13 protein-coding genes and 1 pseudogene are annotated in these 15,447 nt (G+C 70.5%); 7 read left to right on the top strand and 7 right to left on the bottom strand.

Annotated features, from left to right (window positions below; all coding sequences use genetic code 11):
• The first annotated feature begins 38 nt into the window (after positions 1–38).
• The gene (locus GFH49_RS13525; RefSeq protein WP_155056115.1) at positions 39–1,184 is read left to right on the top strand and encodes an aldose epimerase family protein; all 1,146 of its coding nucleotides are present in this window, start codon (positions 39–41) and stop codon (positions 1,182–1,184) included.
• A gap of 162 nt (positions 1,185–1,346) precedes the next feature.
• Positions 1,347–2,957, top strand: coding sequence for a pyridoxal phosphate-dependent aminotransferase (locus tag GFH49_RS13520; protein WP_155056114.1), 1,611 nt, complete (start codon positions 1,347–1,349; stop codon positions 2,955–2,957).
• A gap of 118 nt (positions 2,958–3,075) precedes the next feature.
• On the opposite strand, the gene GFH49_RS13515 is transcribed toward GFH49_RS13520, so the two are convergent.
• Both GFH49_RS13515 and GFH49_RS13510 read right to left on the bottom strand, forming a co-directional pair.
• Positions 3,076–4,527, bottom strand: coding sequence for a family 43 glycosylhydrolase (locus GFH49_RS13515; RefSeq protein WP_155056150.1), 1,452 nt, complete (start codon positions 4,525–4,527; stop codon positions 3,076–3,078).
• 90 nt (positions 4,528–4,617) lie between these two features.
• Positions 4,618–5,121 (bottom strand): ATP-binding protein, encoded by a 504-nt coding sequence (locus GFH49_RS13510; protein WP_155056113.1) that lies wholly within the window; start codon positions 5,119–5,121, stop codon positions 4,618–4,620.
• Between the two features lie 130 nt (positions 5,122–5,251).
• Here GFH49_RS13510 and GFH49_RS13505 point away from each other — a divergent pair, with 130 nt between their 5' ends.
• From GFH49_RS13505 to GFH49_RS13485, 5 genes are all read left to right on the top strand, one after another.
• On the top strand, positions 5,252–6,085 hold the full coding sequence (locus GFH49_RS13505; RefSeq protein WP_155056112.1) for a helix-turn-helix domain-containing protein: 834 nt from the start codon (positions 5,252–5,254) through the stop codon (positions 6,083–6,085).
• On the top strand, positions 6,082–6,327 hold the full coding sequence (locus tag GFH49_RS13500) for a DUF397 domain-containing protein (RefSeq protein WP_155056111.1): 246 nt from the start codon (positions 6,082–6,084) through the stop codon (positions 6,325–6,327). The genes GFH49_RS13505 and GFH49_RS13500 overlap by 4 nt, the downstream gene beginning before the upstream one ends.
• Before the next feature lie 87 nt (positions 6,328–6,414).
• A complete protein-coding gene (locus GFH49_RS13495; RefSeq protein WP_155056110.1) occupies positions 6,415–6,747 on the top strand; it encodes a hypothetical protein in 333 nt (110 codons plus the stop codon).
• A 5-nt stretch (positions 6,748–6,752) separates the two neighbouring features.
• A complete protein-coding gene (locus tag GFH49_RS13490; protein WP_155056109.1) occupies positions 6,753–7,781 on the top strand; it encodes a hypothetical protein in 1,029 nt (342 codons plus the stop codon).
• Positions 7,778–9,448 (top strand): hypothetical protein, encoded by a 1,671-nt coding sequence (locus GFH49_RS13485; protein WP_155056108.1) that lies wholly within the window; start codon positions 7,778–7,780, stop codon positions 9,446–9,448. Before GFH49_RS13490 ends, GFH49_RS13485 begins: the two co-directional genes overlap by 4 nt.
• Here GFH49_RS13485 and GFH49_RS13480 read toward each other — a convergent pair.
• The 5 genes and pseudogenes from GFH49_RS13480 to GFH49_RS39340 form a co-directional block, all read right to left on the bottom strand.
• Positions 9,432–11,246, bottom strand: a complete 1,815-nt coding sequence (locus tag GFH49_RS13480; protein WP_196217971.1) for an APC family permease — start codon at positions 11,244–11,246, stop codon at positions 9,432–9,434. The genes GFH49_RS13485 and GFH49_RS13480 overlap by 17 nt on opposite strands.
• Before the next feature lie 162 nt (positions 11,247–11,408).
• Positions 11,409–12,320: a sulfite exporter TauE/SafE family protein gene (locus tag GFH49_RS13475; protein ID WP_155056106.1), complete on the bottom strand. Its 912-nt coding sequence runs from the start codon at positions 12,318–12,320 to the stop codon at positions 11,409–11,411.
• Between the two features lie 123 nt (positions 12,321–12,443).
• Positions 12,444–13,841 (bottom strand): NAD(P)/FAD-dependent oxidoreductase, encoded by a 1,398-nt coding sequence (locus tag GFH49_RS13470; RefSeq protein WP_155056105.1) that lies wholly within the window; start codon positions 13,839–13,841, stop codon positions 12,444–12,446.
• Between the two features lie 14 nt (positions 13,842–13,855).
• Positions 13,856–15,040 (bottom strand): MAB_1171c family putative transporter, encoded by a 1,185-nt coding sequence (locus GFH49_RS13465; protein WP_155056104.1) that lies wholly within the window; start codon positions 15,038–15,040, stop codon positions 13,856–13,858.
• Positions 15,037–15,447, bottom strand: a pseudogene (locus tag GFH49_RS39340) (hypothetical protein); the annotation flags it as partial. The gene GFH49_RS13465 and the pseudogene GFH49_RS39340, both read right to left, overlap by 4 nt.

Below are 15,447 nucleotides of genomic sequence, written 5' to 3'. Positions count from 1 at the left end.
CGGGGGAACTGGTTTCCCCCAACCACCAGGAGCCGCATATGGATATGAGCAGACGCACGGTCATGGCCGGAGCCGCGGCGGCGGGGATCACCGCCGCGTCCATCGGCAACGCGCACGCCACGGGAGGCAGGAAGCCGGTGAAGTCGCTCTTCGGCACGCTCGCCGACGGCACGAAGATCTACAGCTGGTCGCTGGAGAACGGCGGCACGAAGCTGAAGGTCCTCTCCTACGGCGGCATCGTCCAGTCCCTGGAGATCCCCGACCGGCGCGGTCGCTACACCAACGTGTCGCTGGGCTTCGACAACATCGAGGACTACGTCGCCAAGAGCCCGTACTTCGGCGCGCTGATCGGCCGCTACGGCAACCGCATAGGCCAGGGCAGGTTCACCCTCGACGGCAAGAGCTACCAGCTGTCCGTCAACGACGGCGCGAACAGCCTGCACGGCGGTGCGCAGGGCTTCGACAAGCGGGTGTGGGACATCGAGCCGTTCACCAAGGGCTCGGACGTCGGCCTGTACCTGTACTACACGAGCGTCGACGGCGAGATGGGCTACCCGGGCACGCTCCGGGTGAAGGTGACGTACACCCTCACCCGGAGCGGCGACTGGCGCATCGACTACGAGGCCACCACCGACAAGGCCACCGTCGTCAACCTCACCAGCCACGTCTACTGGAACCTCGCCGGCGAGGGCAGCGGCACGATCGAGAACCACGAGCTGAAGATCGCCGCCTCCCGCTACACCCCCGTCGACTCGGGCCTCATCCCCACCGGTGAGCTGGCCCCCGTCGCGGGCACCCCCTTCGACTTCCGCCGCACCAAGGCGATCGGCGAGGACATCCGCGAGGCGCACCAGCAGCTGCTGTACGGCAAGGGCATCGACCACAACTGGGTGCTGGACAAGGGCATCACGGCAAGGCCCGAGTGGATCGCCACGCTCAAGGACCCCGCCTCCGGCCGCACCCTGACGATGGCGACCACCGAGCCGGGCCTGCAGTTCTACTCCGGCAACTTCCTGGACGGCACGCTCGTGGGCCCGAGCGGCCGCACCTACCGCCAGGGCGACGCGCTGTGCCTGGAGACGCAGCACTTCCCGGACTCGCCGAACCAGCCGTCGTTCCCGTCGACCCTGCTGCGACCTGGGCAGACGTACCGTTCGACCACGGTTCACTCCTTCGGGGCGTGATCCGGCCGCACGGCGGCGTCACGACTTTCCGTCGAATCCACAGCTGTTGAACGGCGCCTCACAGGCATCCGTATGTAGGGACGGCCCGCGCTCCCCCGCGCGGGCCGCCCCAAGACGACGGACCCGGTCGTCCCCACCGGGTCCGCCCCATACGGAGGTTCCATGGCTGAGAACGTCACCTCGCTGTTCCGCAGCACGGCGGCGCACAGCCCGTCGATGGCCGCGCTGACCCGCGAGGGAGGCGACGGGGCCGGCCCGATCGACTTCTGTATCCCGTGCAATCCGTACTTCCCCACGCCCGCCATGTTCGACGACATGGCGGGCCGGTTGCGCGACATCATCACGTACTACCCCAGCAGCGCCGACACCATCACGGCCGAGCTGTGCAACCTCCTCCAACTCCCGCCGCAGGCCGTCGCGATGGGCAACGGCTCGACCGAGCTGATCACCTGGATCGACCACCTGATGGTGCGTGAGTCACTCGCCATCCCGGTCCCGACCTTCGGCCGCTGGACCGACCAGCCGATGGAGACCGGCAAGCGGGTCGACATGTTCCCGCTCCAGGAGTCCAGCGGATTCGCCCTCGACCTCGCGCAGTACGCCGACTTCATCCGGGCCCGCGGCACCCGCGTCGCCGTGATCTGCAACCCGAACAACCCCGACGGCGGCTATCTGCACAAGCACGCGCTGGTGCAGTTCATGGACGCCATGGCCGACCGGGACCTGATCGTCATCGACGAGTCGTTCCTGGAGTTCGCGGACGCCGAGCAGGAACCGTCGGTCGTCCATGAGGCGATGCTCCGCCCCAACGTGATCGTCCTGCGCAGCCTCGGCAAGAACTTCGGGCTGCACGGCATACGCTTCGGCTACCTCGTCGCCAACCCGGCGCTCGCGGGCCGGGTCCGCTCCATGCTGCCGAAGTGGAACCTCAACGCCTTCGCCGAACACGTGGTGTTCATGCTGAAGAACCACGGCCCGGAGTACGCGCAGAGCCTGCACCAGGTGCGCCGCGACCGCCTGGACATGGCCAGCCAGCTCTCCGCGCTGCCCGGCCTCACGGTCTACCCCTCCCAGGGCAATTTCCTCTTCGTGCGCCTCCCCGTGGGCGCCGAAGGCACCGTGGTCCGGGACCGGCTGCTCACCGAGCACCGGATCCTGGTCCGCGAGTGCGGCAACAAGATCGGTTCCTCCAGCCGCTTCCTGCGACTCGTGGTGCGCCCTCAGGTCGACGTGCGTCGCCTGGTGTCCGGCCTGGAACAGGTGCTCTACGGGACCAGGAGGGGAGCCGCCGTGCCCGAGCTGGGTACAGGGACCAACTACAGCTCGGGTACGGCGGCGGTGGACCGGCTGGTCGGGCAGACCAACGGGGCGGGTGTGCAGGGCCTGGCGGCGATGGCCTCCGGCGGTATGCCGCAGCCGGTTGCCGCGCAGGGCTATCCGCAGCCGATGCCTGTGCCTGCGCCTGCGGCGGTGCCTGCGCCTGTGCCCCAGCCGGTTCCGGCGCCCCAACCCGTCCCGGCGCCGCAGCCGATTCCTGCACCGCAGCCCGTTCCCGCGCCGCAGCCCGCCGCCGCGCAGTTCCCCGCAGCCGCGCAGTTCCCGGCCGCCGCCGCGGCGGCGGCCCAGCCGGTGGGGCCCACCCCGCCCGGGGTGCCGGCTCGGGGTGGGCTGACTGCCGCGCAGGTGCGGGGGACGAACGGGCTGACGCCCGCGCCTGCTACCGGGTGGCCCAATGCCGGGAGTTGGCCCAGTGCGGCGGGGCAGGCCGGGTAGCGACTTATCGCCGCAGGGGTGCGGGTACTTGGGCGACTTTCGGTTCGTTGTGGCTGGTCGCGCCCACGCGGCGGAGCCGCAAATTGATACAGCCCCGCGCCCCTATGGGGCGCGTGCGCTAGACCGGGTTCAATCTCCACTGTTGGCAGGTGTTGTTCAGCCACGACCACTGCCTTACGTCCGCCCCGTCCGCAGTCGAGCAGTTCGCGACGTCGGCCACCTTGCCCGTTGCCTGGTTGACGATCCTGACGTAGCCGCTGTCCGTCGCGATGAAGCGGAAGCGTTGGCAGGTGTTGTTCAGCCAGGACCACTGGCGCAGGTCGGCGCCGTCGGCGGAGGAGCAGTTCTCGGTGTCGAGGACCTTGCCGGTGGCGACGTTCACCAGGCGGTGGGTGTCGTCGCCCAGGTCCTCCAGCCGCCACCTCTGATTGCTGCCGCCGCTGCACGTCCACTGCTGGACGTTGGCCCCGTCGGCCGTCGAACCCCCGGCCACGTCAAGGCACTTGCCGCTGTTGCGGTTGGTGAGGGTGTACGTCGTGGAGGCGGCGGCCGGTTCGCCCGACGGGCCGGTCATGCTGGTGCCGAGGCGGACCGGTGTGCCGAAGTTCGGGGTGCCGTCGGAGTTCCAGGTGAACTCCTGGGCGCGGGTCGTACGCCCGTTGTCGCAGCCCTCGCTCGCGGCGTCGTTGGCGTGGTAGACGATCCAGTTCTCGGTGCCGTCGGGTGAGGTGAAGAAGCCGTTATGGCCGGGCCCGTAGACGCCCGCGGAGTCGTTGCGCTGGAAGACCGGCGTGGACTTCTTGGTCCAGGAGGACGCGGAGAGCGGGTCGGAGCCGGTGAGGGTGAGCTGGCCGAGTTTGTAGTCGGGGGTCCAGCAGCCGCTGGCCGAGTAGATCAGGTACGTCTGGCCGTTGCGTTGCAGGATCTCCGGGCCCTCGTTCACCGCGCCGCCGGAGGTCTCCCAGGAGTTGGTCGGCCTGGAGATGGTGGAGAAGCCGGTGGCGAGGGTGTAGGGGTTGGACATCCGCGCGGCGACCAGGTTCTGGGTGCCGTCGCTCGCGCTGCCGAACAGATAGAGGCTGCCGTTGATCGTGGCGACCGTGGGGTCCAGCATCCAGGCCGAGTTGAGCTGGCCGCGGTAGGTGTACGGCCCCATGGGGTCGGAGCCGGCGCTCTCCAGCACGTGGGTGCGCTGTGTGGGGATGTAGTCGGAGACGTTCTGGCCTGCGACGTAGTACAGGTACCAGCGGCCGTTGATGAAGTGGATCTCCGGCGCCCAGATGTTGCAGCACCGCGAGGCCGCGTCGCCCTGCCACACCTGGACGCTGGGCGCGGTGTTGAGCCCGGCGAGGGTGGTGGACTTGCGCATGGTGATGACGTCGGTCCAACTCGTCGTCACCATGTAGTAGTTGCCGTCGTGGTACGAGATCCAGGGGTCGGCGCCCTTCTGCGCCTTGACGGGGTTGGCGAAGGAGGCCGCGCTCGCGGAGGACTGTCCCAGTCCCAGCAGGAAGATCAGCGCGGCCAGCAGGGTCAGTAGGCGACGTGCGGCGGTTCTCTTGCGGATCATGCGAGTGCGGCTCACAGGGGACGCTCCTGTTCTGTATTTCGAACAACGATCGTCACTTCGGACGGACCGTAGAATCGAATCACTTGCACGTCAATGGCTCGCGCGCGTCACAGGAGTTGGCGACCGCCGGACACCGAAGCGAGCCAGCCACCCCGGCAGGTCCACCTCCGCGCGGATGGTCTTGCCGGGAGCGTCCCGGTCCAGCACCTCCCACCGGTCGGCCAGTGCCTCGACGAGCACGAGGCCGCGTCCGTGCTCGTCGAGGGGGCGGGGCAGCCGTACGTCACCGGGTTTCGGGGGGCGGAGTTCGGTACAGGTGTCACTGACCTCGATGCGGACGCTGCCCGTGGGCAGCGACAGGCGCAGCTCGAAGTCCCGGCCGGGGACACGGCCGTGGGTCACGGCGTTGGCGGCCAGTTCGGCGACGATCACCGCGACGGTTTCGGAGGCGTCGCTGCCGTGCGGGATGCCCCAGGTGTGGAGTTCGTTCAGGGCCAGGTGCCTTGCCAGGCGGGCGCCGCGGGGGGTGGCGCTGAGGCGCTGGGTGAACGTACGTACGGTAACCGGGGGTTGGGGGGCGTGGGGTGCGGGCATGTGCCCAATTTGGCGGTTGGGCCCGACAGTTCACCAGGTAGGCGCCACGTACGCTGTGCAACCGTACACGGTTACGGGGTGGACAGTACTTGTGACCGGCCGTGACCATATGCGCGGGAGGTGACCGACGGTGGTCGATGGTGCGGTGGGTGGCGGTGAGCCGGAGGCGTCGGACAGTCTGCGGACGTTCGGGGCGGTCGTGCAGGCGTTGCGGGAGCATGCCGGGTTGAGCCGGGAGGAGTTCGGGGAGCTGGTAGGGCTGTCCAAACACACCGTGGCATCGGTGGAGCTGGGGCGGCGGATGCCGGATCCGACCTTTCCGGAGCGGTCGGAGCCGGTGCTGGGGAATACGGGGGCCGTGCGGAAGGCTGCGCGGCATCTGTCTCGCCAACCGGGGCTGGCGGCATGGTTCCGGCAGTGGGCCCAGCTGGAGAAGACGGCGATCACCCTCTGGACGTACGAATCCCGCATGATCCCCGGCTTGTTGCAGACACAGACGTACGCGCAGGCGATGGCCGTCGACAACGTTCCACCGCTGGACGACACGCAGATCGGGGAGCGATGGACCGCACGAGCGGAGCGACAGCAGTTGCTGCGGGACCGGCCGAACACCTCGTTCTGCTTCATCATCGAAGAGCACGTGTTCCTGCGGCAGACGGGAGGTGCGGAAGTAACGCGTGCGCTCATCGACCACGCCCTGGAACTCGCCGCATTGCGCAACGTCGAGATCCAGATCATGCCGCTGGTGCAGCAGTCACATTCAGGACTGCAAGGCCCCGTCCAGCTGCTGGAGACGCCGGAGAACAAGTGGTTCGCCTACATTGAGGGACAGGAGAGCGGCCAACTGATCACCGACCGGAAAGTGGTAAGCGTTCTCCAGAGGCGATATGCCAGGATGCGTGCGCAGGCTCGCAGCATGGCGGACTCCGTGGGCCTGTTGCAGCGGATGCGAGGAGAGCTATGAGCACCAGCGAACTGACGTGGTTCAAGTCGAGCTACAGCAGCGGCGGCGACGGCGACTGCGTCGAGGTCGCCCTCGCCTGGCGCAAGTCCAGCTACAGCAGCAGCGCTTCCGGCGACTGCGTCGAGGTCGCCCACACCCCCGCCACCATCCACGTACGCGACTCCAAGGCCCCTGAGGAGCGTCAGTTGGCCCTGTCCCCGGAGACCTGGGGGGCGTTCGTCTCTTCCGTACTGATCCTGTAACGCGCTTCAAGTCGCCCTCGCGGAGCGGGCGTCGCGGCTGGCAGAGTGGATGTGTACGGCGTACCGCGGCGGGGGAGGCACGGAAGCATGACGGCGACGATCTCCGTGAAGGTCGAGGGACCGGTCGGGCTGGACGAGCCCGCCGAACTCCTTGAGGAACTGGCGCGGGAGACAGGTCTGGCCTGGCGGCTGGAGACGGCCGGAGAGCAGGGCACCCTCGACGGTGGACTCGCCGTCGCGATGCTGGAGGCACTGGTCAGTGGCGCCGCCGGGGCCGTCGTGCAGGTGGCCGCGCAACGGGCGATCGACGTCTGGCGGGGCCGGCGGCTCGACCCGCCGACCGTCACCATCATCGTCCAGCCCCCGCAGCCCCCGCAGCCCACGGAGCCGCAGCGCTCCGACGATCCTGAGGGGAGCTGACCGGCGTGGCGTCCCGGGCGTTGGTGATCGGAGTCGGCACCTACGACGACGACTCCGGCATACACGGGTATCCGACGATCGAGGCGAGCGCTCTCGCCTACGGGGCCGCGCTGTCCCGGGACCCACGGTGGGACGCCTCGGCGAGGGCCGCGGTGCTGGAGCCGCACCGGACGCGGACCGCGGACGGGGTGATGCGCGCCCTCCACGAGGCGGCGGCGGCCGGTGAGGGACCGCGGGACACCCTGCTCGTGGTGTACGTCGGGCATGGCGCGTACTGGCAGGACGTACCGGGCGGCCAGGTCCACTTCGCGGTCGGCTCCTCCCGCCTCAACGAGCCCTGGACCTGGCTGTCCGCCTGGTACGTGTACCGGGCGATCCGGAAGAGCAAGGCCGGTCTCAAGGTGCTGATCACCGACTGCTGTTACTCCAACATGCTGCCCCACCTGGGCCCCGACTCCGCGCTCCCCGGCGCCCTCGGCACCCGCTACCAGGGCACCTGTGTGCTCACCGCGGTCGGCGGCAACGTCCACAACGCGTGGGCCGACGCCTGCACGAACCTCCCCGAACCCCTCGACACCTGTACGCCGTTCAGCGGCCATCTGCTGAACGTGCTCGGCGAGGGCATGCCCGACCACCCCGACGACCTCACACTCGGTGCGCTCCGCGCCGGTATCGACGAGAGCATGCAGGAGTGCGGCGTCCACCACGCACCCCGGATGCTGCTGAACGACGCCTCGGAGGCGGCCACGCTGTTCACCAACCACGCGAAGGGCCGGCGGCCCCGGCCGCGCACCCCGGAATCGGTGGACCAGTGGGTCCGTGAGCTGCACCTCAACGGCGACCGCATACTGCCCAGTCTGATGAGCCACCCGGAACTCGCGGGCCGCGTGGTGGTGCAGTTGAAGAAGGGGGACGAGCAGAGCCGGGCCCTGGCCCGCCGGGTCGACACGAAGGCGGGCGGGCTGCTGACCAACCCGACCGACTTCGTCGCGTACTGGGGTGAGATCGAACGCGCGATGCTGGGCGGCGGATGACAGACGACGGCGACGGCTCCAACGGCCGGGAAAGCGCCCGCCGCACCGACCATCTGTTCCAGCCGGACCTGGCCGAGTCGCTCCACGAGGCGTACGCCTGGGTGACACGGTTCGAGGTCGAGCAGTTCGTGCTGAGTCTGAACACGATGCGGCAGGAGCGGCACGACGCGATGGCGATGCGTGCCCTGCACGCGTTCGCCCTGCGCCGCCCGGTCCACGAACTGGTGGAACTCGCCCACCACTTCGACGGGCGGGACGCGGTCATGCTGATGGCGACGGCGGCCCTGTCACGCCCCGTCGGGGAGGCGGCCGAGCTGGCCCTGATGCAGCACGAGGCGGAGTCCGGCGGCGAGCGCGCCCCGATCACCGCGAGCATCGTGCACGATGTGGCCTGCCAGCGCACGGCGTTCGACGTGGCGGTGTTCGTACGCGTACTCCAGCGGCGGCAGCCGGAACTGGCGGAGCGCACCGTGCAGGTGTTCGCGTCTCCCGGCTCCGGCCGCACCAACCTCGACAAGGCGCTGCTGCACACCGCGCTCCGTGACGAGGGGTGTCACCGCGAGGCCGACCGGCTCCTCGAACTGACCCTCCAGGCGATCGCCGACAGCCCGCTGGGCACCGCCGGGGTCGGCGCCGAGGACGAGGAGATGGCCGACCTGTCCGGCGCCTTCCAGCACCTCAGCCCGGCCGGGCAGATCCTGGAACGGTGGGTCGAGGACAGGCTGAACGCCCAGAACGCGGCCGAGGTGGGCAGAACCCGGGGACTGGTGGCGAGTCTGATCGCCCGGGGCGGCACCGACGACGCGCTCGCCGAGTACATAGGCAGCACAGTGCCGTACGACCATGTGGTGAGCCTGTGCGCGCTGCTGTCGACGGGCGACACGGCGTCCCCCGCCAAGTGCGCCATGGTGCGGCGCTATGCGGCCGGGCGCGAGAGCCTGAAGGATCTGGGCGGCCTCGTGGCCGCCTGGCACAAGGAGCCTTCGCTGACCCGCACCACGCGGGATCTGCTGGCAGACATCGCGGAGGGCAGAACCGCCCCCGACTCCTCTCCCCGCTCCCTGGAGGAGCTGGAGCATATCGACGAGTGGCTGCCCCAGATGGGCGCCGACCCCGAGTGCTCCCGGCTGCTGCGCTATGAGGCCGCCGTCCGGGTCGAGGGGCGCTCCGGCGAGGACCTGGTGACCCTGCTGGGCCGCGTCAACCGCAGCCGGGACAAGACCCGGGCCCAGCACGAGATGGGATACCGTCTGGCCGTTGCCGTCATGGGCCCCGACGCGGACCGGGACTGGTTCGTGGACTGCCTGCGCGCGCTGCAGGCGAAACACCTGGTTGCCGTACGCTCCGCCTGCCGTGAACTCTCCGACCCCGCGGGCGAGCTCGACGCCGGGCTGGTCGCCGATGTCGCGCGGCGGCTGCACGGAGCCGGACTGCACGACGCGTCCTGGACGTTGCTCGAACGGCTTCTGGAGAACGAACAGCGGGTGACTCCGCCCGGTGTCGTCGAGGTCGTGCGTCAGGCACTGGCGCTGCCGGACGCGGAGCTGCTGGTGCGGGCCACGGTGGGCCGTTGGTCGGACGGCGTCCGCCGTGACGAGGCGGTGACCGCGCTGCGGGCGGCCGATCAGCGCGAGGCGGCCGACTGGGTCATCAAGTCGCTTCGGTGACGGACGATTTCACCTGATCCTCGTGCCGGAGGACGGTCAGGCTGGGCGTTACCTTCCGCGTGTAGTCACGGCAGGCCCGGACCATCAGCGGGAACACGACGGCCGCTGACACGGCGACGATCAGCAGGACCGCGTAGTCAAGTGCGTTGTTGTGGCCCGGTTTTCCGCCCCAGTGATGCCGCAGCAGCGTGCACACCGTGATCATCGCCAGATGCGCCAGGAACAGCAGTGCCGGCCGTACGGCGACGTCGCCGGGGGTGGCGAAGCGGGAGACGTGCTCCTGTGCGTCGTAGCGTCGCAACAGGCGTCCCACGAAGGGCAGGTCGAGTCGCGCCAGCCACGGCAGCGCAAGGAGCAGCGCCGAGCCGATTCCCACGGCGGCCATGCCCTGCCACACGTTCCGCCAGCCCGACTCGTTTATCACCAGGGCGATCGCGATGAACGCGACGCAGGAGAGGACCATGTGCAGCATCCGGCGTGGTCTGGGGAACGCATGCGGGCCCAGCGCCGCCAGGACGACGCACGGCATGGCATAGATCACCAGCGTCAGCAGGCTGTTGAGGGCGACCAGTTGCCCCCAGTCGCCCTGCACCGCGGCGAGCATCGCCAGGCCGATACCGAAGTTGACCAGCAGGATCATCCAGTACGCGTCGATGTCGGCGCCCCGGAAGCGGAACGAGGCCCGGCGTGCCGTCTGCAGTCCCCGGTGGGTGAGGTGGGCGCGGCTCAGCGCGGCGACCTCACGCGTCAGGGCGTGCGTGAAGACGATGCCGGCGCCCATGGGCGACAGCACCGCGTTCATGAAGATCAGCCCGGCCAGCCACGCCATTCCCAGCCCCGTGGCGAACTGGGCGTACGGCGATTCGAGAATGTTCGCGTTGAGCGTGCCGCAGTGCTTGCCGAACACCCACTGGAGGGCCGTATACAGCAGGAACGCGCCGACGAGGGTGCCGTACACCGCCCATCGCAGCCGCGCCGCCTCCCCGATGCCGCGCCGTTTGACGTTGCCGGCCGAGTCGAGGGGGGCCTGGAAGCCGATGTAGGCGTAGATGACGGCGCCGCCCAGCACCATGTGCAGCGGCAGACTGCCACTCGACTGCTCCGCGCCACCCTTGAAATGCCGGGCGTCGCCTGGCACGCACTCCTCGATCTTGTCGAACTGGGAGAAGAGGTCGAATCCGAGGAGGACGACGATCAGTACCGGGACCAGGACCTTCACCGCGGTGACGAGGACGTTCAGCCTTATCAGCCGGCGTGGCGGCAGCAGGTTGAGCGCCGTGATCAGCGCCATGAACGCGACCGTGCACAGCCAGCCGCTGACGGAGAGGTCGTAGGGCTGCGCCAGATCCTTCGCGCTGAGATCGGCGGCGTTCTGCAGGTCACGCCCCTGCTCCATCAGCGAGGGCACCCAGTACGCCAGCCCCCGTACCATCGCCGCCGCCTCGCTCGCGGGGTTCGCCGCGTAGGCGATCCACAGTCCGGCGGCCACGACCGTGGCCAGCAGCGGCCCGGCGGCCTGGAGCGGGACGAAGATCAGGCCGCCCGTCTTGGGGGCGGCGATGCCCAGTTCGACCATGACGGCGGCGATGAGCAGCATCAGCGCGCCGCCGATCACCCAGGCCCACAGGGCGTTGTCACCGGTCACCCAGTAGACCTGCCCCGCGGCCAGCAACCACCCGGAACCGACGACACCTCCGGCGGCGAGACCCACGAGGTCCAGGGTGGAGAGCCGACGCCGCTCGTCCGTGTCCTCCGCCGAGCCCTCCGCTGCCGTGTCCCGGCCGTCCCTCCACCCCAACGCCATCCCCCTTTGGCCGACTTCGCCCGCAGCCGTACTTCGCTGTGCCCATGGGCCGCCGTCTTTCACAGGTTACACACGCGCGGGCACTCCTGGTGACGTAGGTCACCAGGAGTGCCCGGCGTGGACGGCGTCAGCGCCGCCCGATCACGCGCTGACCGATCACGCGCCGACCGGCTGCGGCTCCTCCGCCTGCTGGATCTCCGACGCCTTTTCCCTCCGGTAGGCGCGGATCGAGTACGCCAGGGCGGCTGCCCACACCGCGTACAGGGCGACGTAGACCGAGGTGCTGAGGCCGCCCGACGCGCCGACCCAGTCGCTGCGCAGCAGCGTACGGACGTTGGTCACGATGATCACCCCGCCCACCGCCGAGCCCAGGATCCGCGGCGGAAGCAGGCGGACCAGCCACGCGGCGATCGGCGCGGCGATCAGGCCGCCGATCAGGAAGGCCGCGACCCACACGAAGTCGATGCCCTGCGAGCCGAGCGAGAAGAGGAAGCCGAGGCTCGCGGCGACCGCGACCAGGAACTCGCTGGTGTCGATCGAGCCGATGACCTTACGGGGTTCCATCCGGCCGCTGGCCAGCAGGGCCGGGGTGCCGACCGGGCCCCAGCCGCCTCCGCCCGTCGCGTCCAGGAACCCGGCGACCAGGCCGAGCGGCGTCAGGAACCGCCTCCGCAGCGGCTTGCCCAACTGGCCCTTGGGCAGGCCGCGGAAGGTGAACCGGGACATGACGTACAGGCCGAGTCCGAGCAGGATGAGGGACATCGCCGGCTCGGCGACCTCGGTCGAGAGCCTGGACAGGACGGTCGCGCCGAGGAAGGAGCCGACCGCCCCCGGCATGCCGATCCTCGCGACGACCTTCCAGTCGACGTTCCCGAAGCGCCAGTGGGAGGCGCCCGACATCAGCGTGGTACCGATCTCGGCGAGGTGGACGGTGGCCGAGGCCGCCGCCGGGTTGGTGCCCATGGCGAGCAGCAGGGTGGTGGAGGTCACGCCGTAGGCCATGCCGAGGCTGCCGTCCACGAGCTGGGCTCCGAGGCCCGCGAGGGCGAGCAGTATCAGCGTGCGCATGCGGCCGGTCCGTCCCGTCTTCCCGATGATTCCTACCGGGTCGGTAGGAATGAGCAACGGGACGGGACTCTAAGCCCTCAACCTGAGAACGGGATGAGCAACGGACTTGGCAGGGTGTGAAGCTCAGCCCGCCGTCCGGTCCAGCCCCCGCAGAATCTCCCGCTCCTCCGCTGTGAGCGGCGGGCCCGCGGGTGCGGGCAGCGGGGGCCCCGTGAGGGCGGCCAGCACGGTGTCGGGGTGGAAGAGGCGGGCCGGGCTCGCGGTCAGGCTGGTCACGTCCCACAGGGCGGAGGCCGCCACGTAGGAGCCGGTGGCCGCTCGGGTCAGCCGGCGGGTGTACCCGGCGGCGATCCGGTCCGCGACGCCCGGCCGGCCGCCCCGCGTCCCCGGGTACCAGACGTCCTGGCCGACGGCCAGGGTCCAGGCCGCGTCGACCGTTTCGGCGGCACCGCGCTGGACGCGGCGGGCCAGGCCGGGTGCGGACGGGCCGTCGCGGCGCAGCTCGCGGGCGAGGAGCCGGGCGCCGAGCGCGGCCACCGACATGCCCTGCCCGTAGGCCGGGTTGAAGGTGGCGATCGCGTCGCCGAGGACGACGAAGCCCTCGGGCCACCGCGGGGCCTTCTCCAGGTAGCGCCGGACGTTGCTGGTGCTGCGCCCGATGTGGACGCCGGTGAGGGGTTCGGCGCCGGAGATCAGCCGGCCCACGATGGGGTCGGGCAGGTCGAGGGTGTACTGGAGGAAGCCGTCGGGGTCGGCGGGCGGCTCGCCGCCCCGGGTGCCGGCGAGGCTGACCATCCAGCGGTCGCCCTCGATGGGCAGGATCATCCCGCTGCGGCCCGGCCGGGACGCGTACGGGTCGGCCTGCACCATCGTCAGCGGAAACCCCTCCGCGCCCGGCGGCGTGCGGTAGATACGCGTGGCGTTGACGAGTCCGGAGTCGACGGACGTCTCCCGGATGCCGGAAATGCCCAGCAGCCCCAGCCACTTGACGACCCGCGTCCCCCGCCCGCTCGCCTCGACGACGATCGCGGCATCGAGGTCCAGGTCACCGTCGGGAGTTGATACGCGGGCGCCCTGAACACGCCGGGCGCTGCCGAGGAGTCCGAGGACCTGCCCCTTGCGGATCTCGATCCCGGTCCCGGCGACGACCGCCTCGCGCACCGTCCAGTCCAGCAGCGCCCGCGTGCAGGTGATCATCTGCGGCCCCTCGTGCCGCCACCGCCGGAACCAGCCCTCGGGCGTGAGGGCCACCATGCCGCGCCCGAGGGATATCTCGCGGGCGCCCGCGGCGAGCAGGTCCTTGCGCAGCCGGGCACCCGGGACCAGCTCCTCCATGGCGGCCATGCCCCCGGCCATCAGGAGGTGGGCGTGACGTCCCTGCGGGAGTCCCTTGCGGTGTTCCGGCCCCTCGGGCAGGTCGTCGCGTTCCAGCACGATCACCTCGTCCACGACAGTGGACAACGCCGCCGCGGCCAGCATGCCGGCCAGGCCGGCACCGATGACAACAGCTCTACGCGACATGGGACTCCTCGGGTTCAGCCATGGTTCAAGCCGTGAGAGGTGTTCACGGTACCTTCACGCATGACGGCGGCCGGCGAACGCGTGAGGACCTGAGCCAGCTCCACCAGCCCGCTGGTGTCGGAGACTTCGGTGGCGTAGAGCCGGTAGGCGCTCGGCCGGTCGAGGGGCGGCTCACCGGCGGCGGCCCGGCGCGCGGCGTCGTCGACCATCGCGGCCTCCGCGACCACGCGGGCCTCGTGCGCGCCGCGGCTCTCCCGCAGCGCGACGTCCCGGGCCCGCTCGCGCACCCGGTCGTCGAAGTAGGGGGCCAGGGCCAGCAGCGCGTCGTGGATCGACATCTCCCGCCAGTGCAGCCGCTCCCGCGGCGACTGCCACCAACTGCTGGGCGGCTTCGGCGCGCTGGACACGAACCGCACCCGCGACCACAGCGGTCCGAGCCTGCGGCAGTCGCCCAGACAGCGCCAGTGGGCGGCGGCCGGCGGCAGCAGCCTCGGCAGCATGAAGCCCGCGGAACACACCAGCGCGGCGAGCGAGGCCATCGGCGGGGCGACGGTCGTGGACAGGAAGTCGAGATCACCGCCCGCCCAACGCGCCCCCACCGCCGTGTACTTGGTCAGCTGGAACCCCAGCACGTCCAGCGCCGCACCGGCCATGATCAGCCGCAGCCCGGTCTTGAGCAGCCCGGTGACCTCACGCATCCACTTCAGGCACAGCACGCACATCACCACGGTCGCCACGCTGTGCCCGACCAGATAGAGCACCGTCATCTCGCGCATGAACGGCGTGTCGGCGTAGTACGTGTCGAGGTCGGTCAGCCGCTCGGTGTCCGCGTCGGCCAGCACGAACACCACGACGATGGCGACGATCAGCGCGGCATACGCGGTGACACTGCGGACGACCATGCGCCGGATCCGCTCACGGGGGCCGCCCCGCCAGTGGATCAGCAGGATGACCAGCGAGCAGCTGTACGCGGAGAGCAGTCCGTACGTCAGCGGCGCACCGAAGTTGGTGATGCCGGTCAGGTCGTTGACGGCCTGAAGGGTCAGCGGCGCCGAGCAGACGAAGACGAGCGCGCCGAGCGCGATGGCCACACACGTCGACACGGCCAGCGGGTTGCGTACGGCGGTGCGCGGCCGGCGGAACAGCACGGCGAAGGACAGCCCCAGCAGGCCGGCCGCCAGATACACGACGAGGCTCATGCGCGGCCCCAGGATGCCGCCTCGCCGCCGACCCGCGCGGCGGCGACGGCCGGGGAACCCGCCAGTGCCTCGGCGATGGGCACCAAGCGCTCCGCCGGAGGTGCCACACCGTCCCGTCGGTCCGCCGCGGCACCGTCGAAGCCGGTCGCGCAGTTCCCCGCTCGGAGCGCCGCCCCACCGCGGTCGACCCCGCCCGACCTGCTCAGGGCGGCCGGACCGGACACCTCGACCGGCAGCCGGTCCGCATCGTCCGCCTCGTCCGCCGCGGCGCCGTCGAAGCCGGTCGCGCAGTTCCCCGCTCGGAGCGCCGCCCCACCGCGGTCGACCCCGCCCGACCTGCTCAAGGCGGCCGGACCGGACACCTCGACCGGCAGCCGGTCCGCATCGTCCGCCTCGTCCGCCGCGGC

The organism is Streptomyces blattellae (assembly GCF_009709555.1).
Taxonomy (GTDB): Bacteria; Actinomycetota; Actinomycetes; order Streptomycetales; family Streptomycetaceae; genus Streptomyces; species Streptomyces blattellae.
This window is presented reverse-complemented; position numbering and strand designations above follow the sequence as displayed.